A 24,898-nucleotide genomic window follows, 5' to 3' on the forward strand; every position below is an offset into this window, starting at 1 on the left:
CTGTCGATCACGCCTGAGTCATCGCCTTCTTGAGGTCGATCGTCATCTGCTCCATCTGCTGCTCTGCCTGCGCCCGCTTCCGGCGTCCCTCCTCCTGAACCCGAAGCACGCCTGATATCGTATCGATCAGATCCTTGTTCGCCTTGGCGAGCGTCTCGATATCGACGATGCCGCGCTGCGACTGCTGTTCGATTGATATCGCCTGGTCCTTCATCATCTCGGACGCCTGGCGGATCATATCGTTGGTGGCGTCCGTCACCGCCTTCTGCAACTCGAGCGCCGATTTCTGCCGCGTCAGGCCGAGCAGGATCACCATCTTCTGCTTCCAGGCCGGCACGGTCAGCGCCGAGGTCGCCTGCAGGTTCTCGATCAGTGTCTCGTCGCCCGACTGGACGATGCGGATCTGCGGCAATTGCTGGATGCCGAGCTGGCGCGCCTGCTGCAGGTAGAAGACCCGCTTTTCCAGCCGGTCGAGCGCCTGTAGGCTGTCCTGATAGGTCTGCGCCTCCAGCATGCCGCCGCCGGGGCCGGTCGCTGCCGCTTCGGCCTGCGCCTTCAGCATCGGCAGTTCGGTGCTGCGGAAACGCTCGGCGAACGTCTGCCGGCCTGCACATAGGCATCGAGCCGCATGATCGATTGCTTGGTTTCCTCATGCAGATCGTCGAGCAGCGCGATGTCGCGCCGCAGCGTATCCTTGTGTCTGTCGAGCTCCAGGCCGATCCGATCGATCTGGCCGGCCACGTCCTCGAACTCCTCTTTGAACCGTTCGAGCCGCGCTTTGGCTGAAAGGAATATGCGGCTGAGAAAGCCCTTGTCCTTCAGGGATGCCGGATCGAGGTTCTTCGACTTGATGATGATGTCGGTCAGCAGGCGGCCGATCTCGCCAAGATCCTTGTTGCGGACCTCGCGCAGGATCCTGTCGGCATAATCGCTGACCGACTGCTGGGCGCGGTCGCCATAGACCGAGATGGCGGCGCGGTCGGTGATGTTGATGCCGTCGGAAATGCGGGCGATTTCCGCCGGATCGGCTGCAACAACCGGCAGGGCGGCGTTCTGAACAGTCGCGAGATCGGTTTCGGCCATAAGGCGGGCTTTCCAGGCTTGCGGCGCGTCGTCGTCTGGAGGCCTATTTTGCAATTACAGGCCCCGTCGCGATGGACTGGCCGCTGGGATCGCACCGATCCGAAGAGCAGGACGACAGAAGGCGACTCAATCATCGCTGGTCGCCCACACAATAATGAACTTTATGATACAGTTTTATGACAGTGGAAAAGAGCCGCAGCTTACTGACAAGCCTCGGCCTTGCGCTCGAGCAGTTCCAGCTTGGCAAGCTTGCCGGTCAGGACGAAATCGCCGTAATCCATCGTCAGGTCGCGGGTGATGCCGTTCTCATAGAGCTTGAAGGACATGCGATAGACCGGCAGCGAATCGGATTTCGCATTCTCGTTGAAATAGGCAATCGTCACCGGCCAGAACGCGGTCTTGGAGAAGGCGCCGGCATTGCCGGCATCGGCCTCCTCGGCAACCGGCGTCTGCTGCTTGCCGACGATCGTCGTCGTCACCAGCGCCTTGTCGCCGTCATCGGAACCATCGAAGACGCGCGCCTCGAAGAAGCGCTTGCCGTCTTTGGCGTTCTGGATCACGTCGAGCATGTGCTCCGTGGGAAAGCGGCTTTCGGCCAGCTGCAGTTCGCGGTTCGCCGGCTGCTTGAGATCAACCTTGACGCCATCGGGCTGATCCTGAGCGGCACCGTTGACCTCCTTGTCGAGCTGCTCGTCGGTGAAGGATTTGGTGTCGAAGGTGAACTTGCCGTCCTTCAGGTTCTCGAAGGTCGTCGTCTGCTGGTCGCTGACACGCACGCTGTCGCCGGTGTCGATTTGCGTCACGAAGCGGAAATTCGTGGTGAAGCCCTGGCAATAGTTGCCGTCGAACTCATAGACCATGCGGCCGAACATGCCGGCGATGCCGGAGCGGTCCGAAGCGTCCTTCAATTCCAGATCGTAGACCGCGCGATGGGCGATGAGGCCGGTCGCGGCCGCAGCGCTCGCCGCAGGCGCCCCCGCCCATGCATTGGCGGATACGCTGGCAAGAAGCAAAGCGGCAAGCGACGATCGGAACATTCATTCACTCCTGTTGGACTCGGCCGCGATGTTATATGAACTCTTTCGGCCAAATCGAGGCTCGAAGCTGTCATAATAAAGATTCTAGTCTTGATGCATAATTTTTGAAACATTGACAACAAAAGCGGAGACGAAAATGTCCAATGAAATTGCAGCGCGGCTGACTGAGATGGGGATAACCCTGCCCGAAGCCGCAGCCCCGGCCGCAAATTACGTTCCCTACGTCATCAGCGGCAATCTTCTCTACATTTCCGGCCAGCTGCCCCTCGAAGGCGGCAAGGTCGCCATATCAGGCCATCTCGGCAAGACCGTCGATGTTGCGAGTGGCCAACGCGGCGCCGAGCTCTGCGCCATCAACATCCTCGCCCAGGCGAAGGCGGCACTTGGCGGCAATCTCGGCCGCATCCGCCGGGTGATCAAGCTGAACGGCTTCGTCGCCTCGGCGCCCGACTTTGTCGAGCAGCATCTCGTCATCAACGGCGCGTCCAACCTGATAGCCGGCGTGCTCGGCGAGGCCGGCAAACATGCGCGCGCCGCCGTCGGCATGGCCGCCCTGCCACTGAACGCCGCCGTCGAGATCGATGCTATCATGGAAATCGCAGAATGACGAATGCGGCCTGGATCAAGGACGTGCCGGTCGCCCATCGCGGCTATCACGACCTCAATAAGCTCGTCTGGGAAAACACGCTTTCGGCCTTTTCGCGCGCCGTCGAAGCGGGCTTTGCGATCGAATGCGATCTGCACTACGCCTCCGACGGCGTGCCGATCATCTTTCACGACGAGGACCTGCAGCGGCTCTGCAATCTCACCGGCGACGTCCGCGAGCGCACCTCCCGCGAGCTCGGGCTGATCGCCGTCGGCGGTACCGGAGACAAGGTGCCGACGCTCCGCCAGCTGCTCGATCTCGTCCGGGGCAAGGTGCCGCTGGTGCTGGAGCTGAAGGGCCGCGAGGCCGACGACGAGGGCTTTGCCGAGGCCGTTCTCGAGGTGCTTGAGGGTTATGAGGGCAAGGTGGCGCTGATGAGCTTCGACCACTGGCTGCTGCGCGATCTGAAGGCGCTTGGCTCCCCTTACCCGCTCGGGCTGACCGCCAACGGCAACACACCGGAGGAGTTCGCAACGCACGCCAAGGCGATGGAGATCGGTCTCGATTTCATCTCCTATTATTATGACGACCTGCCGAACGCCTTCATATCAGGCGAACGCGAAAAGGGCATTCCCGTCATCACCTGGACGGTGCGCGACGAAGAGGCGCGCCGGCGGACCTTCGCCAACGCAGACCAGATGACCTTCGAAGGCTTCGACCCGCGTGTGGCGGTTTGACGCTCGCTTTTTGGCCAAGATCATGCGCAGATTGAGCGAGAGCCGAACCGTCCCTCCACCAGGCTTCGCATTTGCCCCATGAACGATGACCTCACCATTCGCGTAGAACGCTCCTTCACAGCGATATCCCCGGAGAGCTGGTCCAGGCTTTCCGGGGCATCGAAGAGCGGCACTGCGATCGCTTACAATCCCTTCGTCTCGCACGCCTTTTTGTCGTCGCTGGAAGAATCCGGTTCGGCCGCCGCCGAGACCGGCTGGCTCGGCCATCACCTGCTGCTCGAGACCGATCGCGGCGAGCTGATCGGCGCCCTGCCCGGTTACCTCAAGAACCACAGCCAGGGCGAATATGTCTTCGACCATGGCTGGGCCGACGCCTTTGAGCGGGCCGGCGGGCGCTACTATCCCAAACTTCAATGCTCTATCCCATTCACTCCGGCGACGGGTCCGCGGCTTCTCGTCGCCGAGGGGCTACAGCGGCTGCCGATCCAGAGCGCGATCGCCGAAAGCCTGAAGGAGGTCGTGCGCCGGCTCGGCGTCTCCTCGGCCCATGTCACCTTCGTGCCTGATGAAGAGATCGGCGTCTTCGAGATGGACGGCTATCTACACCGCACCGACCAGCAGTTCCATTTCATCAATGACGGCTATGCCAATCACGAGGAATTCCTCGAAACGCTCGCTTCGCGCAAACGCAAGGCTTTGCGCAAGGAGCGCCGGGCCGCAGTCGAAAACGGCATCAGCATCGACTGGCTGACCGGCCGCGACCTGACGGAACGCATCTGGGATCAGTTCTTCAATTTCTACATGGATACCGGCGGGCGCAAATGGGGCCGGCCCTACCTTACCCGCAAATTCTACTCGCTGATCGGCGAGCGCATGGCCGACGACATCCTGCTCGTCATGGCCAAGCGCGACGGGCGCTATGTCGCCGGCGCGATCAACTTCATCGGCGGCGATACGCTCTACGGCCGTCACTGGGGCTGCATCGAGGATCATCCCTTCCTGCATTTCGAGGTCTGCTATCATCAGGCGATCGATTTTGCCCTTTCGAAAGGGTTGAAGCGTGTCGAGGCCGGAGCCCAGGGCGAACACAAGCTCGCCCGCGGCTATCTGCCGGTGACGACGCATTCGGCCCATTACGTCGCCCATGCCGGCCTTCGCCGGGCGATCGGCGATTATCTCGCCCGCGAGCGCGCTGATGTCGAACAGATGAGCGAGCTGCTGGCCGAGCACAGCCCCTTCCGCAAGGGCGAGCGCCAGCAGGAGGATTGACGCCGCCCTGCCGGCCGCGTTACCCCGATCAACGACTGCATGAAGAGGAGATTTCGCGATGACCAGCCAGGCCGCCTATGACGACAACAACATCTTCGCCAAGATCCTGCGCGGCGAAATTCCCTCGCACCGCATCTATGAGGATCAGCATACGGTCGCCTTCATGGATGTGATGCCGCAGGCGCCGGGCCATGTGCTCGTCGTTCCGAAGGCGGCTTCCCGCAATATTCTCGATGCCGATCCCGCCACCCTCGCCCATGCCATCACCGTCGTTCAGAAGGTCGCCAAGGCGCTGGACGAGGTCTTCGATGCCGATGGTGTATTCATCGCCCAGTTCAACGAACCGGCCGCCGGGCAGACGGTGTTCCATCTGCATTTCCACGTCATCCCCCGCCATGAGGGCGTGGCGCTGAAGCCGCATTCCGGCAAGATGGAAGATGGCGCGGTACTGGCAGCCAATGCCGAGAAGATCAGGGCGGCGCTGGCGTAACTCGATTCCGCCGATTTCAACCGAAACGAAAAAAGGCCGCAGTGACGCGGCCTTTCTCCTTTTCAGTGACCAGATCTCACTTTTTGCGCGGAACCTTCGGAACCGTGCTTCCCTTCTTCGGCGCGTCGCGAACTTCAGGCTCGGCCCGCGGCACCGTCTTGGCACGGGTCTTGCGGGCCGTCTTCGTCTTCAGTTCGCCGTCGTCCTCATCATCGGCTTCGGGATGCACGACCTCGGCTTCCGGCTTCGGTTTGATCGGTGCCGTATCCGGTATGGCTTCCAGCAAGATGCCGGGCTTGCCGTCTTCCTTCGGGCCGACGGTGACATTGACGACGCCGCCCTTCTTCAGCTTGCCGAAGAGGATTTCGTTGGCCAGCGGCTTCTTGATCGTGTCCTGGATGACGCGGGCAAGCGGGCGGGCGCCCATCTTCTCGTCGTAACCCTTTTCGGCAAGCCAGGCGATCGCGTCCTCGTGCAGGTCGAAGGTGACGTTCCGTTCGGAAAGCTGGGCCTCCAGCTGCATGATGAACTTCTGCACGACCTTGTGGATGACCGCCGTCGGCAGCGCCGCGAAGGGGATGATCGCGTCGAGACGGTTGCGGAACTCCGGCGTGAACAGACGGGTGAGCGCCTCCTCGTCCTCGCCGGTCCGCTTGGACGAGCCGAAGCCGATCGCCGCCTTGGCCATTTCGGACGCGCCCGCATTCGTCGTCATGATCAGGATGACGTTGCGGAAGTCGATCTTCTTGCCGTTATGGTCAGTCAGCGTGCCGTGGTCCATGACCTGCAGCAGGATATTGTAGATGTCGGGATGCGCCTTCTCGATTTCGTCGAGCAGGACCACGCAATGCGGGTGCTGGTCGACGCCATCGGTCAAGAGGCCGCCCTGGTCGAAGCCGACATAGCCGGGAGGTGCGCCGAGCAGGCGCGACACCGTGTGCCGCTCCATATATTCCGACATGTCGAAGCGCAGCAGCTCGACGCCGAGCGACGAGGCCAGCTGCTTTGCCACCTCGGTCTTGCCGACGCCGGTCGGGCCGGAGAAGACATAGGCGCCGATCGGCTTGTTCGGCTCGCGAAGGCCGGCGCGCGCCAGCTTGATCGAGGTCGACAGGGCTTCGATGGCGATATCCTGGCCGTAGACGACCGAACGCAGTTCCTGCTCGAGATTGGCAAGCACCGCTTCGTCATCCTTGGAGACGGTCTTCGGCGGAATGCGCGCCATCGTCGCGATCGTCGCCTCGATCTCTTTTTCGGTGATCAGCTTGCGGCGCTTCGACGGCGGCAGCAGCATCTGGGCCGCACCGGTTTCGTCGATCACGTCGATCGCCTTGTCCGGCAGTTTGCGGTCGGAGATGTAGCGGGCCGAGAGTTCGACGGCCGATTTGATGGCGTCGTTGGAATAACGCAGGTGATGATACTCTTCGAAATAGGGCTTCAGGCCCTTCATGATCTCGATTGCATCGTTGATCGACGGCTCGCTGACGTCGATCTTCTGGAAACGACGCACCAGCGCCCGGTCCTTTTCGAAGAACTGGCGATATTCCTTGTAGGTGGTCGAGCCGATGCAGCGGATCGCGCCGGAGGACAGCGCCGGCTTCAAAAGGTTCGATGCGTCCATCGCCCCGCCCGAGGTAGCGCCGGCGCCGATCACCGTGTGGATCTCGTCGATGAACAGCACGGCACCCGGATATTCTTCCAGTTCCTTGACGACCTGCTTCAGGCGCTCCTCGAAATCGCCGCGGTAGCGCGTGCCGGCAAGCAGCGTGCCCATGTCGAGCGAGAAGATCGTCGCATCGGCGAGCGCTTCGGGAACCTTGCCCTCGACGATGCGCTTGGCGAGGCCTTCGGCGATCGCCGTCTTGCCGACGCCGGGATCACCGACATAAAGCGGATTGTTCTTCGAACGGCGGCACAGGATCTGGATGGTGCGGCTCACCTCGGCGTGACGGCCGATCAGCGGATCGATCTTGCCGCCCTTGGCCTTCTCGTTGAGATTGACGCAATAGGCCTTCAGCGCGTCCTGCTGCTTCTTGGGGCCGCCTTCTTCCTCGCCGCCACGTGCCGTCGGCTTGCTCTCGGCTTCCTCTTCGGCGCCGCGCGGAGGGCGGGCCTCGGAAGCGCCAGGCCGCTTGCCAATGCCGTGAGAGATGTAGTTGACGGCGTCGTAGCGGGTCATCTCCTGCTCCTGCAGGAAATAGGCGGCATGGCTCTCGCGCTCGGCGAAAATCGCGACGAGCACGTTGGCGCCGGTCACTTCCTCGCGGCCGGACGACTGCACATGGATGACGGCGCGCTGGATGACACGCTGGAAGCCGGAGGTCGGCTTCGAATCCTCGTCATATCCAGTGATCAGGTTGGACAGTTCATTATCGACATATTCGACGAGCGTCTTGCGCAGCGCGTCGAGATCGACATTGCATGCACCCATGACCGCGGCCGCATCGGCATCGTCGATCAGGGCGAGCAGCAGATGCTCGAGCGTCGCATATTCGTGATGCCGCTCGTTGGCAAAGGTCAGTGCCTGATGGAGCGCCTTCTCTAAACTAGGCGAAAATGTTGGCACGTTCAGATCCTCACTTCTTTTCCATGACGCATTGCAGCGGATGCTGGTGCTGCCGGGCGAAGTCCATCACCTGGCTGACCTTCGTTTCCGCTACCTCGTATGTGAATATTCCGCATTCGCCGACGCCGTGATTGTGGACATGGAGCATGATGCGGGTGGCACTTTCACGATCCTTCTGAAAAAAACGCTCCAGAATATGAATGACGAATTCCATGGGTGTGTAGTCGTCATTCAAAAGCAGCACGCGATAGAGGTTGGGCTTCTTGGTCTTCGGCTTCGTGCGCGTGATGACCGAGGTTCCGCGATTTCCGTTGTCCCCGTTCCTTTCGCCGTTGTTCTGCATCCGGATCGGCTTTGCGATCATTGTCATTCATTCCTCAATCAATCCGGCGGAGCATGGGAGGGTGCTTTTCCCACCGAATATCTGAAACACTAACTTAGTTCATAATAGGCCGATTTTAAGCCCCCTGTCAGACACTGCAATCAAGAAATACCGGCATGCACGGGAAAGACTAAAAAAGTCCCCGGCCGATCCAAGCGGACGCTGTGGCGAAAGTGGAAACAAAAAAAGACCGGCTACAGATGCGCAGCCGGCCTCGGTATTTCAATATGTCGCGCAGGTTGCGCCGTTGCAATCAACTCATGCGGCAGCAGGCGTTGCCGGCGGCACCTGCCTGCCCGTCTTGGCGACGGCAGCGGCGATCGGAGCCTCGTAGGGCTTGTAGGCGGACTTGGCGAGATCGGCGTACATTTCGCCGAGCTTGGTGGCTTCGGAAACGAAGCTTTCATAGCTGGACTTGACGTAGCTGGTCTGCAGTTCGAATACGGCCTCGAAGCTCTTGGCGCCGGCCAGCGTTTCGAAATGCGTCACCGCATCCTGAAAGGACTTCTTCGAATATTCAGCAGCTTCGGCAGCGATTGCCTGAAAGCCCCTCGCCGTATCGGAATAGGTTCTCAGCGCCGTATCGACGGCTTCCTTGCTCTTCTTGTTTGCATCGTCAAAGTTGAACATGACCGTCCTCCGTTGGGCTGTGGGATGGCGGCAGGGTAGCTGCAACGCACAAAGAGTCAAGTAGTCTTGTGCGATGCAAAACAACCTTAAGGTTGCATGACAATAATAAAACAAAGGCCGCGCGCCGGGGCACGTACGTCTTTAACTGATTTTGCTAATATATATCAGATGACCGCAACCGCAGATTTCAAAAAAATTTTGTTTGAGCAGCGAAAAAACAAAAAAACCGGGCGGATTGCACCGCCCGGTCCTGTTGAAACTTTTCGAACGCGATCAAAGATCGACGTCGAGGATCGCCATCGAAAAGTTGTAGGAGCGGTCGCCGTCCTCGTCATCGATATAGACGACGCCCAGAAATTCTTCGCCGAGATAGACTTCCGCGGAATCGTTCTTGCGCGGACGCGCCTTGACGATGATCTGCGGGTTGAACATGCGCTTGAAATAGGCGTCGAGCTTCTTGATTTCTTCAGGCTTCACTCTGTCATCTCCGTAAGCGGTCTTGATTGGCCGCTTCTTGCACAGGAAAAGCAGCGGTGTAAAGGCGGGCTGCCGCTTGGGCAGTGGCTGTCCCCGCTCGGTTCCCGCCGGCTTTTCCTATCCTTTTTCCAACAGGCGCTCAGATATCGGCGCCGATCACCTGGTCCATGTTGCGTGACGGCTCGGAACAACCGGCCTCGCCGACGACCTTGGCCGGCACGCCGGCAACGGTCTTTTTCGGCGGCACGGCCTTGAGCACGACGGAGCCGGCGGCGACCCGCGAGCAGAAGCCGATCTCAATGTTGCCGAGGATCTTCGCGCCGGCGCCGATCATGACGCCGCTGCCGATCTTCGGATGGCGGTCGGCCCCCTCCTTGCCGGTGCCGCCGAGCGTGACGCCATGTAGGATCGAGACATTGTCGCCGACAACGGCCGTTTCGCCGATCACGAGGCCAGTGGCATGATCGAGGAAGATGCCCTTGCCGATACGGGCGGCCGGATTGATGTCGGTCTGGAAGACGCTGGAGGAGCGGCTCTGCAGATAGAGCGCGAAGTCACGCCGGCCGCGGTTCAGCAGCCAGTGGGCCAGACGATGCGTCTGCAGCGCATGGAAACCTTTGAAATAGAGCACCGCCTCCATGAAGCGCAGGCAAGCGGGATCGCGGTCATAGACCGCCTGGATATCGACGCGCAGGATCGAGCTCCATTCCGGCCAGTCGGCGAGCATTTCCTCGAAGGTCTGGCGCAGGAGGATCGCCTGCATGTCGGGGTGATCGAGGCGTTCGCAGATGCGGTGAATGACGCATTCCTCGAGCGAACGGTGATTGATCACAGTCGAATAGAGAAAGGCGGCGAGAACCGGGTCCGTTTCGGCGGCAGTGCGGGCTTCCTCGCGCAGGCTGTCCCAGATGGGATCCATCACTTTCAGCGGATGGCCTGTCTCAAAAGCACGAATGTCTGTCTTGGCGACCATCGCCGCTCTCCTCGTTACCAACAGGAATGCCGTCTTCGCAATGCCAGTATATAGTGGAAAACGCCCATAACATAAATGGGTGCCGTCACCATGGTTTTTTAGCATGGTTTAACGACATCACGATGATGTCAGCCCGCGGCGACCCTTGCGTAGAAGGCCAGCACCGCCTGCTTGAAAATCTTGTCGCCGACGGCGAGCATATGATCGCGGCCGGGAATATCCAGCGCCTCGGCCTCGGGCATCAGTGCCGCCAGCTGCTGCGGCGAACCGGCGATATCGTCCTTGGTGCCGACGCCGATCAGCGCCGGCATATCGAGTTTGGCCATGTCCGAGCGGGCGACGAGATCGCGGGAGCCGCGAATGCAGGCCGCGAGCGCAGTGCGATCGCTCTTTGTCTGTTCGGCGAAGGCGCGGAACATGCGGCCGCGCTCATGCGCGACGACGTCCAGCGACGGAGCCAGCAGCGCATCGGCAATCGGGTCCCAGTCGCCGACACCGTCGGTCATGCCGATGCCGAGACCGCCGAGCACCAGCGAGCGGACGCGATGGGGATTGGCGAGCGCGGCAAAGACGGAAATGCGCGCGCCCATCGAATAACCCATGAGATTGGCTTCGGCGATGCCGAGATGGTCGAGCAAGGCGATCGCATCGGCGGCCATGACCCATGGACGATAGGCTTCGGCATCATGCGGCTTGTCGCTCGCGCCATGGCCGCGATTGTCGATGGCAATCACCCGGTAGCCGGCATCGCCGAGCGTCTTCAGCCACCCCGGATTCACCCAGTTGACATTTGCCGTCGAGGCAAAGCCGTGAATCAACAGGACCGGCACACCGGAGGGATCGCCTTCGTCGAAAAAGGCGAGCTGCAATCCGTCATGAGTGAAGCTCGAAAATGCGGGCGTGTTCAGGTTCATCGGGTCTTCCTTTTTGGCGCGACCATAATCGAGCCGCCTGCCAGCGTGAAGCCAAAAACCGTGGCTGAAAACTGTGCTTGCCGCGGCGCTTTGGCTCTACACATTTACGGCGAAGGCTTATAAGGTCCGCGCACCTTTCAAAGCATTCGGAGAGCGACATGGCCGGCCACAACATTCCTCACTTCCAGAACGACGGCGGTCATCGCGTCATCGAAGTCGGCGTCAAGGAATTCATGTGCACGGGCGCTTCGGTTCCCTTCGATCATCCGCACATCTTCATCGACATGGGCGACGACAACGAGAAAGTCTGCTCCTACTGCTCGACGCTCTATCGCTTCAATTCCTCCCTCAAGCCCAGCCAGACCAATCCGGCCGGCTGCGTTTTCCATGTGAAGGCGGCGTAACCCGACCAGAATCCGGATCGGACAGGCAATGCCGGTCGAACATGCCGTCATCATCGGTGCCGGAATTGCGGGGCTGACGGCTGCGCTGTCGCTTTCGCGCCGGGGCATCAGCTCGGAGATTTTCGAGCAGGCGGACGAACTTACCGAAGTCGGCGCCGGATTGCAGCTTTCGCCGAATGCCTCCCGCATTCTTGCCGACCTCGGCATCCTGGACGGGCTTTCGAGGATCTGGCTCGAACCGGAGAGCATCCGACTGATTTCGGGCAGTTCGCTGCGCCAGCTTGCGGCAGTGCCCACCGGCGAATTCGCGCGGCAGCGCTGGGGCGCGCCCTATGGCGTCCTGCACCGCACCACCTTGCAGGAAGCGCTGCTTGCCGCGGTCAAAGCCGATCCGCTCTGCCGGCTTCGCCTCGGCATGCGTATGGAAGCAGGTCCGCCGCCTGCGGAACGGCCGGCCGATGTCGTGATCGGCGCCGACGGCGTCTGGTCGAAGCTGCGGCAATCTATTGCGGGCAGCCCCTCGCCGCGTTTTTCCGGCAATATCGCCTATCGCTTCACCATTGCCGAAGATGAAGCGTCGGATTTCCTGGATCGGACAAGCGTTTCCGCTTTCCTCGGCGGGTCGGCGCATCTGGTCAGCTATCCGCTGAAGGAGTCCGGCAGCTTCAACATGGTGGCAATCACCGCCGGCAACATTGCGCCGCAGGCCTGGCAAAGCGAACCGACGGCAGAACAACGCGCACAGCTGCGGTCACGTTTTGCCGGCTGGAACACGGCGATCGTCTCGCTGCTCGAAAGGCAGCGGAAGCTGACCTTCTGGCCGCTGTTCGAAACCACCTCGGGCGCGTGGCAGGACGGCAGGTCGGTTCTGATCGGCGACGCTGCTCACGCGATGATGCCCTTTGCCGCCCAGGGAGCGGCGATGGCGATCGAAGACGCCTATGAACTTGCCGCGTTTCTTTCGGATCGTCCCGTCGTCGAAGCGCTGGCGCTCTTCGAAAGCCATCGCGTGCCGCGCATTGCCAAGCTTCGCCAGCGCGGCGCCTTCAACAAGTTTGCCTATCATGCGAGAGGGCCGATCCGGATCGGCCGCGATCTCGTGCTCGGGCTGAAGCCGCCGCAAAGCCTGGCGGCGGATCTCGACTGGATCTACGGCTATCGCGCCACGCAGCCATAGAGCGCCGCAACCGACGGCGGCGCTCCACGCCCGCCCTCAGACGGCGCTTGCCGCCGCAAACCCGCGTTCGATATCGGTCTTGAGGTCGGCCACATCTTCGATGCCGATCTGCAGGCGGATGACCGCACCGTCGGTCGGGGCCTTGGCGACCTTGCGGTCGTTGAGATAGGCGTGCAAAGCGAGGCTTTCGAAGCCGCCCCAGGAATAGCCGAGGCCGAAGATCCGCAGCGCATCGAGGAAGGCATGCGCCTTTGCCCTGGACTGCTCGGGACCATTGGCGGCAAGCACGAAGGAAAAGATGCCGCTGGCCCCCTTGAAATCGCGCTTCCAGAGATGATGGGAGGGGAAGCTCGGCAGCGCCGGATGCAACACGCGCGCGACATCCTCCCTGCCCTCCAGCCATTCGGCGATAGCAAGCGCGCTTTCATAATGACGCTCCAGGCGCAGACCCATGGTGCGCAATCCGCGCAGGATCTGGTAGGCGTCATCGGGTGCGCCGCAGATGCCGAGCACCCCGTTCGCCTCCTTCAGGCGCTCCCAATGCTCGGCATTGGCCGACACCGTTCCGAGCAGAATGTCGGAATGGCCGGACGGATATTTCGTCGCCGCGTGGATGGAGATATCGACGCCATGGTCGAGCGGCCGGAAATACAGCGGCGTCGCCCAGGTATTGTCCATCATGACGACGGCGCCGTGGCGGTGGGCAACCGCCGAGATCGCCGGAATATCCTGCATCTCGAAGGTGTTGGAGCCGGGAGCCTCGGTGTGCACGATCTTCGTGTTCGGCCGGAACAGCGCTTCGATGCCCGCGCCGATCGACGGGTCGTAATATTCCACCTCGACGCCGAGGCGCTTCAGCATCGTGTCGCAGAAATGACGGGTCGGACCGTAAACCGAATCGACGACGAGAGCATGGTCGCCGGCGGCAACGAAACCCAGGAACGGAATGGTGACGGCCGCAAGCCCCGAGGGAACGAGGATGGTGCCGGCCGACCCTTCGAGCGCGTCGATCGCCTCGCAGAGTGCATCCGTGGTCGGCGTGCCGCGGGTGCCATAGGTGTATTTCTGCGAACGTGTCTCCATCGTCCGCGCATTCGGAAACAGCACCGTCGAAGCATGCACGACCGGCGGATTGACAAAGCCGTGATAGTCGAAGGGATCATTGCCGATATGGCTCAGGCGGGTGTTGATGCCGACGTTCTGCAGCAAGCTGTTTTTGTCTTTCATGTCGGGAATAGCCTTTGGCGAGGGGACGCGAAAACGAGACTTTTGGACGCCCCGCCGCCTCCGGTCAACCCCTTGGGATCGGCGTCGGATCACATCGAAAAGTATGATTTTCGCGTTATTTTTCCGCAATCCGACGCCCATTTCGTGACCAGCCGCCCATGAATGCGGCGCAATTGACCAAAATTCTGAATTTTGCCGCAATTATTGATGGCGACACTTGACCATGGTGACATTTGCGACTGTGATAGACCCACTCGCGCCGGGAGGGTGTCGAGACAATTGGGGAGGCGGACGCAACGTTCGGACACGCACTCCCCACAAATAAAGATAAGACAACGGAAAAGGTTGGGAAAATGAAGAATAAGCTCCTGTCCGCCGCCATCGGCGCAGCGGTTTTGGCACTTGGCGCACCGGCAGCCTCGGCCACCACTCTCGGTGACGTCAAGGCGAAGGGTTTCGTACAATGCGGCGTCAATACCGGCCTGGCCGGCTTTGCCGCACCCGACGCTTCCGGCAATTGGGCCGGTTTCGACGTCGATTTCTGCAAGGCCGTCGCTTCCGCCGTTTTCGGCGACCCGACGAAGGTGAAATTCACCCCCCTCAGCGCCGCCAACCGCTTCCCGGCGCTTCAGTCCGGTGAAATCGACGTTCTGGCCCGCAACACGACCTGGTCGATCAATCGCGACACCGCTCTCGGCCTGAACTTCCGCTTCGTCAACTATTATGACGGCCAGGGCTTCATGGTCCGCAAGAGCCTCAACGTGAAGTCGGCGCTCGAGCTCTCCGGCGCATCGGTCTGCGTCCAGTCCGGCACAACCACCGAGCTCAACCTCGCCGACTACTTCAAGGCCAACAACCTTCAGTACAATCCCGTCGTCTTCGAAAAGCTGGACGAGGTTAACGCCGCGTATGATGCCGGCCGCTGCGACGTCTACACGACCGACCAGTCCGGCCTCTATTCGCTGCGTCTGACGCTGAAGAACCCCGACGAGCATGCGATCCTTCCGGAAATCATCTCCAAGGAGCCGCTGGCGCCGGCTGTTCGCCAGGGTGACGACCAGTGGTTCGACATCGTCAGCTGGGTCGGCTATGCCATGATCAATGCTGAAGAGTTCGGCATCACGCAGGCGAATGTCGACGACATGAAGAATTCGCCGAACCCCGACATCAAGCGCTTCCTCGGCGTCGAGGCCGACACCAAGATCGGCACCGATCTGGGCCTGACCAACGAATGGGCCTACAATATCGTCAAAAATGTCGGCAATTACGGCGAAGTCTTCGAGCGCAATATCGGCCAGGGCAGCCCGCTCAAGATTGCTCGCGGCCTCAACGCCCTGTGGAACAAGGGCGGCATCCAGTACGCTCCGCCGGTTCGCTAACCGGCCGCGCAGGAAAGCCGGAAAGGCGGGCAACCGCCTTTCCTCCTCCAATAAAAAAGCTCCGAAAAGGAGCATAATGGGGAATTGGCCAAGCATGACGCATCAGGCTTTGGATTCAACACGTTTATCCAGGAGCGGCTGGAGCTTCCAGTCCGCCCTCTACGACCCGACAATTCGGGGCATTTTCTTCCAAGTTCTCACCATCGTGCTGCTGGTCGTCTTCGTCTGGTGGGTCGCACACAACACTGCCGTCAACCTGGCGCGCGCCAACATCGCGTCGGGCTTCGGCTTTCTGAACGGCCGCGCCGGCTTCGAGGTCGGTCAGTCGCTGATCGCCTATTCAAGCGATTCGACCTACGGCCGGGCGCTGGTTGTCGGTCTTCTGAATACGATCCTGATCGCGGTCACCGGCATCATCACCGCCACCATCATCGGCTTCATCATTGGCATCGGCCGCCTGTCGCACAACTGGCTGATTGCCAAGCTATGCACGGTTTATGTCGAAGTCTTCCGCAATATCCCGCCGCTGCTCGTGATTTTCTTCTGGTATTCGGGCGTTCTGGCGGTCCTGCCGAATGCGCGCGAGTCGCTTCATCTGCCACTCGGGGCGTATCTGAACAACCGTGGCCTTTCCTTTCCCAAGCCGATTTTCGGCGACACTTTCTGGCTTGTCGGCGTCGCCTTCGTGGTCGCGATTGTCGCCGCCATCGCCACGGCCCGATGGGCCCATCGCCGGCAGGCGGCCACAGGTCAGCAGTTCCATACGATCTGGGCTTCGATCGGCCTGCTGATCGGTCTGCCGCTAATCGCCTTTCTGGTCGCAGGGGCACCGCTTTCCTTCGATTATCCGATTGCCGGCAAATTCAATCTCACCGGCGGCTCCGTCGTCGGGCCTGAGTTCATGTCGCTGTTCCTGGCACTATCGTTCTACACCGCTGCCTTCATCGCCGAGATTGTCCGTGCGGGCATCCGTGGTGTGCCGAAGGGACAGACGGAAGCGGCAGGCGCGCTGGGGCTTCACCCCTCGTCGATCACCCGTCTGGTCGTCATTCCGCAGGCCTTCCGCATCATCATTCCACCGTTGAGCAGTCAGTATCTCAATCTGACAAAGAACTCGTCGCTGGCGATTGCCATCGGCTTTGCCGATCTCGTCGCCGTCGGCAGCACGACACTCAACCAGACCGGTCAGGCTGTCGAGGTGATCCTCATCTGGATGGTCGTTTACCTCAGTCTCAGTATCGTGACCTCGCTTTTGATGAACTGGTTCAATGCCAAGATGGCGCTGGTGGAGAGGTAAGATGAGCAACAGTTTCGTCAGAACCGCCATACTGGCGCCGGAGCCACCGCCCGCAGGAGAGAAAGGCATGGTTGCGTGGGTTCGCCGCAACCTGCTTGCGACGCCAAAGGACATGGTCCTTACCACCCTGGCGGTCGTCTTTATCGCCTGGGCCCTCCTGCACGCGGTCGATTGGCTCTTCGTGCAGGCGGTTTGGAGAGGCCCGGACCGCACCTTCTGCGCCACCGCCGTGCAAGGCGGCATCCAACCGGATGGCTGGAGCGGTGCATGCTGGGCCTTCGTCAATGCCAAATTCGACCAGTTTATTTACGGACGCTATCCACTCGACGAGCGCTGGCGCCCGACCCTGGTTGGCATTCTTTTCGTACTCCTGCTGGTGCCGATGCTGATCCCTTCAGCACCCCGCAAGGGCGTTAACGCTCTCCTGCTCTTCGGTGCGCTGCCGATTGTTTCCTTCTTTCTGCTTTACGGCGGATATGGCCTGGAAATCGTCGAGACCCCACTCTGGGGCGGACTGCTGGTGACGCTGGTGCTCTCCTTCGTCGGCATTGCCGTCTCCTTTCCGCTGGGTATCATCCTGGCGCTCGGAAGGCGCTCGCAGATGCCTGTTATCCGCACGGTCTGCATCGTCTTCATCGAAGTCGTCCGCGGCGTGCCGCTGATTACGGTGCTGTTTATGGCGAGCGTCATGCTGCCGCTGTTCCTGCCGGCCGGCTGGACGGTGGACAAGCTCCTGCGCGCGATCATCGGTGTATCGATCTTCGCCTCCGCCTATATGGCGGAAGTCATACGCGGCGGCCTGCAGGCCATCCCCAAGGGCCAGTTCGAGGGGGCGGATTCACTTGGGCTCGGCTATTGGCAGAAGATGCGGTTGATCATCATGCCGCAGGCAATCAAGCTGGTAATCCCCGGCATCGTCAATACCTTCATCGGCATGTTCAAGGACACTTCGCTGGTTTCGATCATCAGCATGTTTGACCTTCTCGGCATTGTTCGCCTCAACTTCGTCGATCCGAATTGGGCCACCGCAGTAACGCCGTTAACGGGGCTGATATTCGCCGGCTTCTCCTTCTGGCTTTTCTGCTTCGGCATGTCGCGCTATTCAGCATTCATGGAACGTCATCTCGATACCGGCCACAAACGACAAAAACGCTAGAACGATAAGAATGAGGGAAAATAGTCATGGCTGAAGCCCCAGCAAAAAAGCTCACCGTTTCCGCAACGGAAGTGGCGGTCGAGATCATCAACATGAACAAGTGGTACGGCGATTTCCACGTGCTGCGCGACATCAACCTGAAGGTCATGCGCGGCGAGCGCATCGTCATCGCCGGCCCGTCGGGCTCCGGCAAATCGACAATGATCCGCTGCATCAACCGGCTGGAAGAGCATCAGAAGGGCCAGATCATCGTCGATGGCACCGAACTCACCAACGATCTCAAGAAGATCGATGAAGTCAGGCGCGAAGTCGGCATGGTGTTCCAGCACTTCAACCTCTTCCCGCATCTGACGATCCTGGAAAACTGCACGCTGGCGCCGATCTGGGTGCGCAAGATGCCGAAGAGGCAGGCGGAAGAGATCGCCATGCACTTCCTGAAGCGCGTCAAGATCCCGGAACAGGCCAACAAATATCCGGGTCAGCTTTCCGGCGGCCAGCAGCAGCGCGTGGCGATCGCGCGATCGCTGTGCATGAACCCGAAGATCATGCTGTTCGACGAGCCGACTTCGGCGCTCGATCCTGAAATGATCAAGGAAGTGCTCGACACCATGGTCGGTCTTGCCGAGGAAGGCATGACCATGCTCTGCGTCACCCATGAGATGGGCTTTGCCCGCCAGGTCGCCAACCGCGTCATCTTCATGGACCAGGGCCAGATCGTCGAACAGAATTCGCCGGCCGAGTTCTTCGACAATCCGCAGCATGAACGCACCAAGCTGTTCCTCAGCCAGATCCTACATTAAGTCTCGCGCTGAAGCTTTCTGAAAGACCCGCCGCGCCTCCAGGTTCGGCGGGTCTTTGACGTTCAACGGGAGGCCGACGCCTGCAAGAGGCTGCAGAGACCGGCAAGACCTGAATCAGAGCTGCCAGAGGAGATATCGACGCAACGGATGAGCATCTTGCGCCGCTGGTCGGCAGGCATGGCGCGGAAGGCATCCAGCGTGCGGGCCTCGGCAGCGTCGGCCGCATCATCAGACGCAGCGGTCGCCCCCTCTCTACGGTTCACGCCGCCGATGGCAAAATTAGTGTTGTTGAAGCTTCCGCCGCCAACCGAAGCCGCGGCTTTGGCATCGATGCCGTTGGAGCCGCCGGTCCGTGCGTTGATAGCAGCGTTGACGCCGCGACCGCCGCCGAGCGAGGCTTTGGTGCTCGTCCCAAGACCGTCGCTGCCGCCGATTGCAGCATTGACGTCGGCATCGATACCGCGACCGCCGCCAGCGCTGGCGCTCGCATCCGCATTGATGCTCGAGTTGTCAATGGACGCATCGGCCGGTGCATCAACACCGTTTCCGCCGCCGAGGGAAGCCCCGACATCGGCGCTGGCGGTATTCCCCGCGTTCACAGACACGCCAATGTCGAGCGCATGTGCCTGACCTGCCGGCATGGCAAGGGCCGCGCAGACCGACGCAAGCAGGGCGGCTGGCAGTCTAAAGTACATATCAGTCATGATCTTCCTCCGTTCCATGTGCCGAACAACGAAGTCCGACAGCCGAAATCGAGGAACGCGCGTACCTTCGATCGATCGGACGCCTGCTCTCCAGGACGCCCATGCCAAGCCAACGTGAAGGGGTCGCTAATGTTTCCCGTCGGCGCCTCCTGAACCGGCGCGAAGGGCGACAATAACCAATTGTGGTTATCGCCAAGCAAGCGGTACGGAAACGACTGTGCCAAAAGCAGACGTCCGAGGCAAATTCCGGCCTGTATAACGGCCGTGGCGAAAGTTTTAAGGATTGGCCCAAGGATCGTTTCCAATAAGGCGGAAGCCCGGTCGCTCACGTTGGCTGCGGTTATGTCGATCTTTGCTGCCTCCATTGAGGCGGCAAAAATAACCTTCCGCGCTTCTGGATATGCCTTGCAGGAACTCCATGTTCAGCATGTTCTATTTTACGAGGCCGGAGGTCAGGAATGGGAATTTTCGACAAAATCAAACATGCAATCTTCGGAGAAGCCAAAGCTGCCGAACCCGCTGCCGTCAATGCGCCAAAGGCAGCGTCGGTCCAGGCTCCCGTCTCGCCGTCGCCTGCGCCCAGCCAGGCGCCGACGGCTTCTCCAACGCAGAGCAAGGCGGCTCCAGCACCGGCGGCAGCAACCGTCGATATCGTCCCTATCCTCGACGCGGCTGCGAAGAAAAGCGGCCAGAAACTCGATTGGCGGCACTCGATCGTCGACCTGATGAAAGCCGTCGGGATGGATGCGAGCCTGGCTGAGCGCAAGGAGCTCGCCGCCGAACTCGGCTATACCGGCGATAGCGGCGATTCCGCGAAGATGAATATGTGGCTGCACAAGGCGCTGATGAAAAGGCTGTCGGAAAATGGCGGCAAGGTGCCGGCCGATCTCCTGGATTGATCCACCAAGATAACGGACGACAGCCGCCACGCCGCGGCGGTCGTCATCCGGCCACGTCCTGGCAGTGCCTGCCTCTTGCCCGCGGGCGTTGAAACCAATAACCTCCCAACGGAATACTTCAATGATCGATCAGGGGAGAACTAAATCCAATGAGATTGATGGCAGTCGTTGGCGTTGCACTTAGCTTGGGCTGTATTGCGGCCGCAGAATCTCCTACAAACTATCGATCCTACAGCGGTGTTCTGGTCGATACCGACCCCGTCCTCCTAGCTCGATACGACAAAGCCCTGCGCTGGTGCGTACCGGAGGCCGGCTCATGGCAGCGCGGCTCGCCGGATCCGCAAAGCCTGCATTACAACGCGGCGCTCAGAAGCTGCCTCTACAGACACGGCTTCGTCGACCGAGGCGTCTACGCCTACCCCATTCCCAAGGTTTACTTCGATCATTTCCTTGATCGCTGAGATGAGCTCAAGCTGGCGACGGCTGGCATGCGATCACAATAACGATTCCGAAATTCCGGCCGTAGCTGCGGCGATCCGCAATAATCATATTGCTTCTACCTCTGGGGAAATCCTTGTGATTTCGCGCGAGGTCTTTCTGGCGTCACACGAATCGAAATAAACATCGGACGCCGATCATTAGGCAATTAGGGAATAGAATAATAATGCGCGTTCGTACCATAACGATATTCATTGCCATGGGACTTCTGACTGCCTGCGTGCCGACGCGCCAGGACTATGATGCATACGTCACATTGCTGCAGGGCAGCTCAAGAGCAAAAAATGAAGCAGTTAAAGATTGCGTGAGGGGCTTCGATGGAAAGTCCACTCGCAACCTCGGTCTTTTGACAAACACATCGGACAAAGACGCTGTGCGCGTTGGTTGCGATCGTTTTATCGCGGCGGTCGTTTCCGGTCGCGCCACCTACGACGACGTCGTTGACATCAAAGGCCAACGACTCACTTCCAAAACAATCAAAATTTTCCAAGGTCGCTAAACGAGATCGCGCGGCGCTTGCGGCCTCGAGGTCGCGAGCCGCCGACAACTCGTCCGGAGCAATGCCGTCGCCCAGAAAGCGACGGGCATCGTGCACTCGTAGCCGATTGCCGTCTCATCTGAGATGGCATCACCAATCTGAAGTGTGAGGTGAGATGACTTACGAGAAATAGCAGGAGGTCCGGAACTGCTGGCGTGGTTCGGCCAGAAGCCGACCTTTCATGACGCGGAAATATCGAGTCTCTCGCTCAACCGCACTGGGGTCAGCAAGTTGACGATTCACGGCTGGATTGGCACCGATGATGTTGATCAAGAAGGATACCGCATCCTTGACAAGCATGCAGTCGTCACTTTCGCCTTCGAAGATATTTTGGACCTGCAGCTGGACGGCTTCAAGGGACCGCTGCGGCAGTTAGTCCGTCGTCAGCAGGCCGCCCAGAACGGAACGTCACGGTGAGGAATCCTTGCTTCTCGACTTTGGCCTAATCCATAGCCTGTCCCGGCGTTTCTCCTGCACATCAGTCGGCAACGGGTTTGGGCGGCGAGCAATTGACCGGGGTGATCCGAGCACTGCGAGTGCTGCATGTTCATGGTCGATCCGAAGAGATCGGCTGCTTTGCGGATAACTGGGCCGTGGTCCGGCCCCGCTTGCGTGAGTGGTTGACGCGGCTCTTTGCGGCATGCCTGCAGCAGGGTTCCGAGTAGCTCGATCGCAGTATCGGGCTCGCCAAATGAGAGCATTGCCTTGTCGCCCATGCCTTTGATCGGGGCTTATTTTGGCGTTCGAGGTACGGGTGATTCGGCGGTCCTCCCTCTCCTCACCAGCGCAATTAGTATCACTTTTTAGGCCGAAACAGCCCAAAATAGCTAGATTCTGAAAAAAATGTCGATTCTGCCTTTCGTGGGAGGAAGACAGTCTCGCCCACCAATTTTTCATAATATTTTCAATGGACCAATATCCCTATAGTTGTAGAAAGAATATTTCGCGGCGTGCGAGATATATATATTGTCCCAATTTGGGCGACTCGAAATTCAGCAAATATTTCAAAATGTAATAAAGGATCGATTTTGATATTGTGGCAGCAATATGGCTATTGTTCTCAAGCACTTACTAAAGCACTACTGTTGCGCCCTCCAACACGTCGCCTTATAACCCGTCGCCGTAACGAAGGATTAACTAAAAATATTAACTGGCAACGGTTGAGGAACAAGACATGACAACATACTACGTATCGGCGAGCAGCAGCGGCGGTAACGGCAGTGCCACTTCTCCCTTTAGCACGATCAATCAGGCGATGGCGGCGGACCTTAAGCCAGGCGACGAGGTCGTGGTGCGCGCGGGCGTCTATAACGAGTCGGTGAACATGTACAAGGATGGTTCCGCCGCCGGCTACATTACCTTGCGGTCGGAGGTACCGGGTGGAGCGGTGATACACTCGGCATCGGGCGGCGCAAATGGTATCAACATCACTGCTAACTATGTGGCGGTCCAGGGCTTCGAGGTCTACGGGAGCGATTCGCACGGTATTGTTGGTGATGGCGTCCACCATGTGAAGATCTCCAACAACGTATCCCACGACAACGGTGCGTCCGGCATCGCCTTCGCCGGATCCGACTTCATCACGATCGAAGGGAACGAGACTTACAAAAATGCGAGTGCCGGCTGGTTTTCAGGCATCTCTCTCTATCAGAACCGGAATATCACCGGGGCGCCGGACGATGGCAGCTTCCGCAACATCATCCGGAACAACATCTCGCACGACAACGTCACGAAGACGGGTGCGCACACCGATGGCAACGGCATCATCATCGACGACTTCCAGAGCACGCAGACGAGCGGTCATCCGAACTACACGTTTAAGACCCTGGTCGACAACAACCTCGTCTATGAGAACGGCAGCAAAGGCATCCAGGTTACCTGGAGCGACTCCGTCACGGTGCAAAACAACACCGCATACCACAACAATCAGGACCCGCTGAACGACGGCACCTGGCGCGGCGAGCTCAGCAACGCGCAGTCGAGCAACAACACCTGGGTCAACAACGTTGCCGTAGCCGACCCGTCGGTGAACAATAACAACACTGCAGTCGATAACACGTCGTACGGCGGCTACAGCAACAAGAACGTCGTCTGGGCCAACAACATGACCTTCAACGGCACGGCCGGCCAGGCATCGGTCAAGACCGATGGCGGCAACGCTATGCCGAGCACGGCGGACGGCAACAAGCTCGGCGTCGACCCGCATTTCGTCGGTGCATCGAGCGGCGACTTCCACCTCGGCTCCGGCTCGGGGGCAATCGACAGCGGAACCACCAAGTACGGCATCAGCTCGGTCGATCTGGACGGCGACGCTCGCGTCGTTGGAACTGTCGATATGGGTGCCTATGAATCGGGCTCCGGCTCGGCACCATCGACCCCAACCACGCCGACACAGCCGGTAGCGCCAACCACGCCGACGGAACCGACAGCTCCCACCACGCCGACAGCTCCAACCGCGCCGACAGCTCCAACCGCGCCGACAGCGCCGACAGCGCCGACAGCTCCAACCGCACCGACGACGCCGACCACATCGACGAAGGTATATACCGGCACCGAGGGTAACGACTACCTGCCACACACCGGTCAGTCCAACGGCGGTAACGAAACCTACAAGGGTCTCGGCGGCAATGACGTGTTGAAGGGCGGCGCCGGCTCGGACGTCCTCATCGGTGGTGTCGGAAAGGACATCATGACCGGTGGCACCAGCTCGGATACCTTTAGCTTCAAGGCACCGACGGAGACGGGGTCCGGCTGGAGCCGCGACGTCATCACCGACTTCCAGCATGGCGTCGATAAGATCGACCTCTCGGCAATCGATGCGAATGGCTCTGCGCAGGGCGATGCAGCCTTCCATTTCCAGGCGCAGGAGAATGCCCTGTTCGACAAGAAGGCTGGCGCGCTCGCGTGGCACTACGAGGACGACCATACCGTTATCCAGGCCGATTTGAACGGCGACGGTGTTCATGACTTCGAGATTCAGCTGCAGGGCCACGTCCAGCTGGGCGCAGGTGATTTTCTCCTGTAACCAATACCCGTTGTGGCGGTCAACCGATCGCCACAACGATCGTGCCAACAATACGGCGGAGCCAAAAACCGCCGCATGGCGCTAAACTTAAGCGCGTGGATGAGTATGCTGCGAGGGCGTCGCCCGAGCGACGATCCCATCCACGCGCTTCATTTTTTCGACGAGTGTCAGCTGGCCTTCCGGTGCCGCTTTGCGCGGGCGACAGCGGTCGCCGTCCATCTCTCTTCCAGCAACGATCTGACCTCCGAATGGCCGTCGCTGGCGGAGCGCGAGCATAAATGGGCCGAGTTCTAATCTAAAAGCCGGCGGTCTCGCGAACTTCGATCGCCCCCATCCGAGCGAGCGAGTCCCGCTCCGCGATCTCCATTGCCTCCGCAAGGTTCTTCGCTTCGATGAGCAGGAAGCCACCCAAATGCTCCTTGGTCTCTGCAAAGGGCCCGTCGGTCCAACTCGCCTTGCCGGCGCGAACGCGCAATGTCTTTGCGGTCTTTGGGTCGGCAAGAGCGTTGGAGGCGAGATAGTGGCCTGAACGTTGGAGTTCTTCATTGGAAGCTAAGGACTCCCGGTCGATCTCGGCCCATTCCTCCTTGCTGGCGGCATCAACAAGTGTTTGATCGATGTAGAAGAGACAAAGGTAGCGCATCGATTCC

General features: G+C 60.0%; 25 protein-coding genes and 2 pseudogenes. 16 read left to right on the forward strand and 11 right to left on the reverse strand.

Translation table 11 applies throughout. The features are described from left to right. Positions 1–7 precede the first annotated feature (7 nt). Both EFD56_RS14215 and EFD56_RS14220 read right to left on the reverse strand, forming a co-directional pair. A pseudogene (locus tag EFD56_RS14215) lies at positions 8–1,083 on the reverse strand (toxic anion resistance protein). Between the two features lie 200 nt (positions 1,084–1,283). Further along, on the reverse strand, positions 1,284–2,120 hold the full coding sequence (locus EFD56_RS14220) for a cell envelope integrity EipB family protein (RefSeq protein WP_037138571.1): 837 nt from the start codon (positions 2,118–2,120) through the stop codon (positions 1,284–1,286). 136 nt (positions 2,121–2,256) lie between these two features. Between EFD56_RS14220 and EFD56_RS14225 the strand changes: the two genes are divergently transcribed. The 4 genes from EFD56_RS14225 (at position 2,257) to EFD56_RS14240 (ending at position 5,202) form a co-directional block, all read left to right on the forward strand. Further along, positions 2,257–2,727, forward strand: coding sequence for a RidA family protein (locus EFD56_RS14225; protein ID WP_004678601.1), 471 nt, complete (start codon positions 2,257–2,259; stop codon positions 2,725–2,727). Continuing rightward, positions 2,724–3,443, forward strand: a complete 720-nt coding sequence (locus EFD56_RS14230; RefSeq protein WP_126905574.1) for a glycerophosphodiester phosphodiesterase — start codon at positions 2,724–2,726, stop codon at positions 3,441–3,443. Before EFD56_RS14225 ends, EFD56_RS14230 begins: the two co-directional genes overlap by 4 nt. Before the next feature lie 78 nt (positions 3,444–3,521). Beyond that, positions 3,522–4,712: a GNAT family N-acetyltransferase gene (locus tag EFD56_RS14235; protein ID WP_126905575.1), complete on the forward strand. Its 1,191-nt coding sequence runs from the start codon at positions 3,522–3,524 to the stop codon at positions 4,710–4,712. Positions 4,713–4,770: 58 nt separating this feature from the next. Continuing rightward, positions 4,771–5,202 carry an HIT family protein gene (locus EFD56_RS14240; protein WP_126905576.1) on the forward strand — a complete coding sequence of 144 codons (432 nt, stop codon included), beginning with the start codon at positions 4,771–4,773 and terminating at the stop codon, positions 5,200–5,202. 76 nt (positions 5,203–5,278) lie between these two features. On the opposite strand, the gene clpA is transcribed toward EFD56_RS14240, so the two are convergent. From clpA to EFD56_RS14270, 6 genes are all read right to left on the reverse strand, one after another. Beyond that, positions 5,279–7,768 carry an ATP-dependent Clp protease ATP-binding subunit ClpA gene (gene clpA / locus EFD56_RS14245; RefSeq protein WP_126905577.1) on the reverse strand — a complete coding sequence of 830 codons (2,490 nt, stop codon included), beginning with the start codon at positions 7,766–7,768 and terminating at the stop codon, positions 5,279–5,281. Positions 7,769–7,778: 10 nt separating this feature from the next. After that, positions 7,779–8,132: an ATP-dependent Clp protease adapter ClpS gene (clpS, locus tag EFD56_RS14250; protein WP_012483661.1), complete on the reverse strand. Its 354-nt coding sequence runs from the start codon at positions 8,130–8,132 to the stop codon at positions 7,779–7,781. Positions 8,133–8,408: 276 nt separating this feature from the next. After that, positions 8,409–8,780 carry a phasin family protein gene (locus EFD56_RS14255; protein ID WP_010021895.1) on the reverse strand — a complete coding sequence of 124 codons (372 nt, stop codon included), beginning with the start codon at positions 8,778–8,780 and terminating at the stop codon, positions 8,409–8,411. A gap of 273 nt (positions 8,781–9,053) precedes the next feature. Continuing rightward, positions 9,054–9,257, reverse strand: a complete 204-nt coding sequence (locus tag EFD56_RS14260; RefSeq protein ID WP_010021897.1) for a DUF3126 family protein — start codon at positions 9,255–9,257, stop codon at positions 9,054–9,056. A gap of 139 nt (positions 9,258–9,396) precedes the next feature. Beyond that, complete coding sequence (gene cysE / locus EFD56_RS14265; protein WP_004675925.1) at positions 9,397–10,230, reverse strand: serine O-acetyltransferase; 834 nt, start codon at positions 10,228–10,230, stop codon at positions 9,397–9,399. 128 nt (positions 10,231–10,358) lie between these two features. Beyond that, positions 10,359–11,144: an alpha/beta fold hydrolase gene (locus EFD56_RS14270; protein ID WP_126905578.1), complete on the reverse strand. Its 786-nt coding sequence runs from the start codon at positions 11,142–11,144 to the stop codon at positions 10,359–10,361. 158 nt (positions 11,145–11,302) lie between these two features. On the opposite strand from EFD56_RS14270, the gene EFD56_RS14275 reads away from it, so the two are divergent. Continuing rightward, the gene (locus tag EFD56_RS14275) at positions 11,303–11,548 is read left to right on the forward strand and encodes a zinc-finger domain-containing protein (RefSeq protein ID WP_010024961.1); all 246 of its coding nucleotides are present in this window, start codon (positions 11,303–11,305) and stop codon (positions 11,546–11,548) included. Positions 11,549–11,576: 28 nt separating this feature from the next. Next, positions 11,577–12,725, forward strand: a complete 1,149-nt coding sequence (locus tag EFD56_RS14280; protein ID WP_126905579.1) for an FAD-dependent monooxygenase — start codon at positions 11,577–11,579, stop codon at positions 12,723–12,725. Positions 12,726–12,761: 36 nt separating this feature from the next. Here EFD56_RS14280 and EFD56_RS14285 read toward each other — a convergent pair whose 3' ends face one another. Next, a complete protein-coding gene (locus EFD56_RS14285; RefSeq protein WP_085742435.1) occupies positions 12,762–13,952 on the reverse strand; it encodes a cystathionine beta-lyase in 1,191 nt (396 codons plus the stop codon). A gap of 353 nt (positions 13,953–14,305) precedes the next feature. On the opposite strand from EFD56_RS14285, the gene EFD56_RS14290 reads away from it, so the two are divergent. The 4 genes from EFD56_RS14290 (at position 14,306) to EFD56_RS14305 (ending at position 18,584) form a co-directional block, all read left to right on the forward strand. After that, entirely contained in the window at positions 14,306–15,331 is a 1,026-nt protein-coding gene (locus tag EFD56_RS14290; protein WP_012483657.1) for an amino acid ABC transporter substrate-binding protein, read from the forward strand. Positions 15,332–15,425: 94 nt separating this feature from the next. Next, positions 15,426–16,628, forward strand: a complete 1,203-nt coding sequence (locus EFD56_RS14295; RefSeq protein ID WP_085742434.1) for an amino acid ABC transporter permease — start codon at positions 15,426–15,428, stop codon at positions 16,626–16,628. A 1-nt stretch (position 16,629) separates the two neighbouring features. Continuing rightward, a complete protein-coding gene (locus EFD56_RS14300; protein ID WP_126905580.1) occupies positions 16,630–17,784 on the forward strand; it encodes an amino acid ABC transporter permease in 1,155 nt (384 codons plus the stop codon). 26 nt (positions 17,785–17,810) lie between these two features. After that, entirely contained in the window at positions 17,811–18,584 is a 774-nt protein-coding gene (locus tag EFD56_RS14305) for an amino acid ABC transporter ATP-binding protein (RefSeq protein ID WP_016732937.1), read from the forward strand. Between the two features lie 62 nt (positions 18,585–18,646). On the opposite strand, the gene EFD56_RS14310 is transcribed toward EFD56_RS14305, so the two are convergent. Beyond that, positions 18,647–19,279, reverse strand: a complete 633-nt coding sequence (locus EFD56_RS14310) for a hypothetical protein (protein WP_126905656.1) — start codon at positions 19,277–19,279, stop codon at positions 18,647–18,649. A gap of 467 nt (positions 19,280–19,746) precedes the next feature. Between EFD56_RS14310 and EFD56_RS14315 the strand changes: the two genes are divergently transcribed. The 6 genes and pseudogenes from EFD56_RS14315 to EFD56_RS33570 form a co-directional block, all read left to right on the forward strand. Beyond that, a complete protein-coding gene (locus tag EFD56_RS14315) occupies positions 19,747–20,187 on the forward strand; it encodes a DUF3597 domain-containing protein (RefSeq protein WP_010015252.1) in 441 nt (146 codons plus the stop codon). A gap of 149 nt (positions 20,188–20,336) precedes the next feature. Further along, complete coding sequence (locus EFD56_RS14320) at positions 20,337–20,648, forward strand: hypothetical protein (protein WP_012483651.1); 312 nt, start codon at positions 20,337–20,339, stop codon at positions 20,646–20,648. 203 nt (positions 20,649–20,851) lie between these two features. Continuing rightward, positions 20,852–21,184: a hypothetical protein gene (locus tag EFD56_RS14325; protein ID WP_016732934.1), complete on the forward strand. Its 333-nt coding sequence runs from the start codon at positions 20,852–20,854 to the stop codon at positions 21,182–21,184. 270 nt (positions 21,185–21,454) lie between these two features. Then, the gene (locus tag EFD56_RS14330; RefSeq protein ID WP_126905581.1) at positions 21,455–21,640 is read left to right on the forward strand and encodes a hypothetical protein; all 186 of its coding nucleotides are present in this window, start codon (positions 21,455–21,457) and stop codon (positions 21,638–21,640) included. A 757-nt stretch (positions 21,641–22,397) separates the two neighbouring features. Beyond that, the gene (locus tag EFD56_RS14340) at positions 22,398–24,248 is read left to right on the forward strand and encodes a M10 family metallopeptidase C-terminal domain-containing protein (RefSeq protein ID WP_126905582.1); all 1,851 of its coding nucleotides are present in this window, start codon (positions 22,398–22,400) and stop codon (positions 24,246–24,248) included. A 222-nt stretch (positions 24,249–24,470) separates the two neighbouring features. Then, a pseudogene (locus tag EFD56_RS33570) lies at positions 24,471–24,539 on the forward strand (NIPSNAP family protein); the annotation flags it as partial. Positions 24,540–24,543: 4 nt separating this feature from the next. Here the strand turns inward: EFD56_RS33570 and EFD56_RS14350 are convergent. Continuing rightward, complete coding sequence (locus EFD56_RS14350) at positions 24,544–24,891, reverse strand: YciI family protein (protein WP_004675939.1); 348 nt, start codon at positions 24,889–24,891, stop codon at positions 24,544–24,546. Positions 24,892–24,898 lie beyond the last annotated feature (7 nt).

The organism is Rhizobium phaseoli (genome assembly GCF_003985125.1).
GTDB classification, from domain to species: domain Bacteria; phylum Pseudomonadota; class Alphaproteobacteria; order Rhizobiales; family Rhizobiaceae; genus Rhizobium; species Rhizobium phaseoli.

Bases quoted from the DNA above. Each gene is read 5' to 3' on its own strand.
- EFD56_RS14285 (WP_085742435.1), bottom strand. From the start codon at position 13,952: ATGAAAGACAAAAACAGCTTGCTGCAGAACGTCGGCATCAACACCCGC.
- EFD56_RS14270 (WP_126905578.1), bottom strand. From the start codon at position 11,144: ATGAACCTGAACACGCCCGCATTTTCGAGCTTCACTCATGACGGATTG.
- EFD56_RS14230 (WP_126905574.1), top strand. From the start codon at position 2,724: ATGACGAATGCGGCCTGGATCAAGGACGTGCCGGTCGCCCATCGCGGC.
- EFD56_RS14275 (WP_010024961.1), top strand. From the start codon at position 11,303: ATGGCCGGCCACAACATTCCTCACTTCCAGAACGACGGCGGTCATCGC.
- EFD56_RS14280 (WP_126905579.1), top strand. From the start codon at position 11,577: ATGCCGGTCGAACATGCCGTCATCATCGGTGCCGGAATTGCGGGGCTG.
- EFD56_RS14290 (WP_012483657.1), top strand. From the start codon at position 14,306: ATGAAGAATAAGCTCCTGTCCGCCGCCATCGGCGCAGCGGTTTTGGCA.
- EFD56_RS14235 (WP_126905575.1), top strand. From the start codon at position 3,522: ATGAACGATGACCTCACCATTCGCGTAGAACGCTCCTTCACAGCGATA.
- EFD56_RS14225 (WP_004678601.1), top strand. From the start codon at position 2,257: ATGTCCAATGAAATTGCAGCGCGGCTGACTGAGATGGGGATAACCCTG.
- EFD56_RS14340 (WP_126905582.1), top strand. From the start codon at position 22,398: ATGACAACATACTACGTATCGGCGAGCAGCAGCGGCGGTAACGGCAGT.
- EFD56_RS14300 (WP_126905580.1), top strand. From the start codon at position 16,630: ATGAGCAACAGTTTCGTCAGAACCGCCATACTGGCGCCGGAGCCACCG.
- clpS (WP_012483661.1), bottom strand. From the start codon at position 8,132: ATGATCGCAAAGCCGATCCGGATGCAGAACAACGGCGAAAGGAACGGG.
- EFD56_RS14240 (WP_126905576.1), top strand. From the start codon at position 4,771: ATGACCAGCCAGGCCGCCTATGACGACAACAACATCTTCGCCAAGATC.
- EFD56_RS14325 (WP_016732934.1), top strand. From the start codon at position 20,852: ATGCGCGTTCGTACCATAACGATATTCATTGCCATGGGACTTCTGACT.
- EFD56_RS14255 (WP_010021895.1), bottom strand. From the start codon at position 8,780: ATGTTCAACTTTGACGATGCAAACAAGAAGAGCAAGGAAGCCGTCGAT.
- EFD56_RS14295 (WP_085742434.1), top strand. From the start codon at position 15,426: ATGACGCATCAGGCTTTGGATTCAACACGTTTATCCAGGAGCGGCTGG.
- EFD56_RS14220 (WP_037138571.1), bottom strand. From the start codon at position 2,120: ATGTTCCGATCGTCGCTTGCCGCTTTGCTTCTTGCCAGCGTATCCGCC.
- EFD56_RS14305 (WP_016732937.1), top strand. From the start codon at position 17,811: ATGGCTGAAGCCCCAGCAAAAAAGCTCACCGTTTCCGCAACGGAAGTG.
- EFD56_RS14320 (WP_012483651.1), top strand. From the start codon at position 20,337: ATGAGATTGATGGCAGTCGTTGGCGTTGCACTTAGCTTGGGCTGTATT.
- EFD56_RS14350 (WP_004675939.1), bottom strand. From the start codon at position 24,891: ATGCGCTACCTTTGTCTCTTCTACATCGATCAAACACTTGTTGATGCC.
- EFD56_RS14315 (WP_010015252.1), top strand. From the start codon at position 19,747: ATGGGAATTTTCGACAAAATCAAACATGCAATCTTCGGAGAAGCCAAA.
- cysE (WP_004675925.1), bottom strand. From the start codon at position 10,230: ATGGTCGCCAAGACAGACATTCGTGCTTTTGAGACAGGCCATCCGCTG.
- EFD56_RS14310 (WP_126905656.1), bottom strand. From the start codon at position 19,279: ATGTACTTTAGACTGCCAGCCGCCCTGCTTGCGTCGGTCTGCGCGGCC.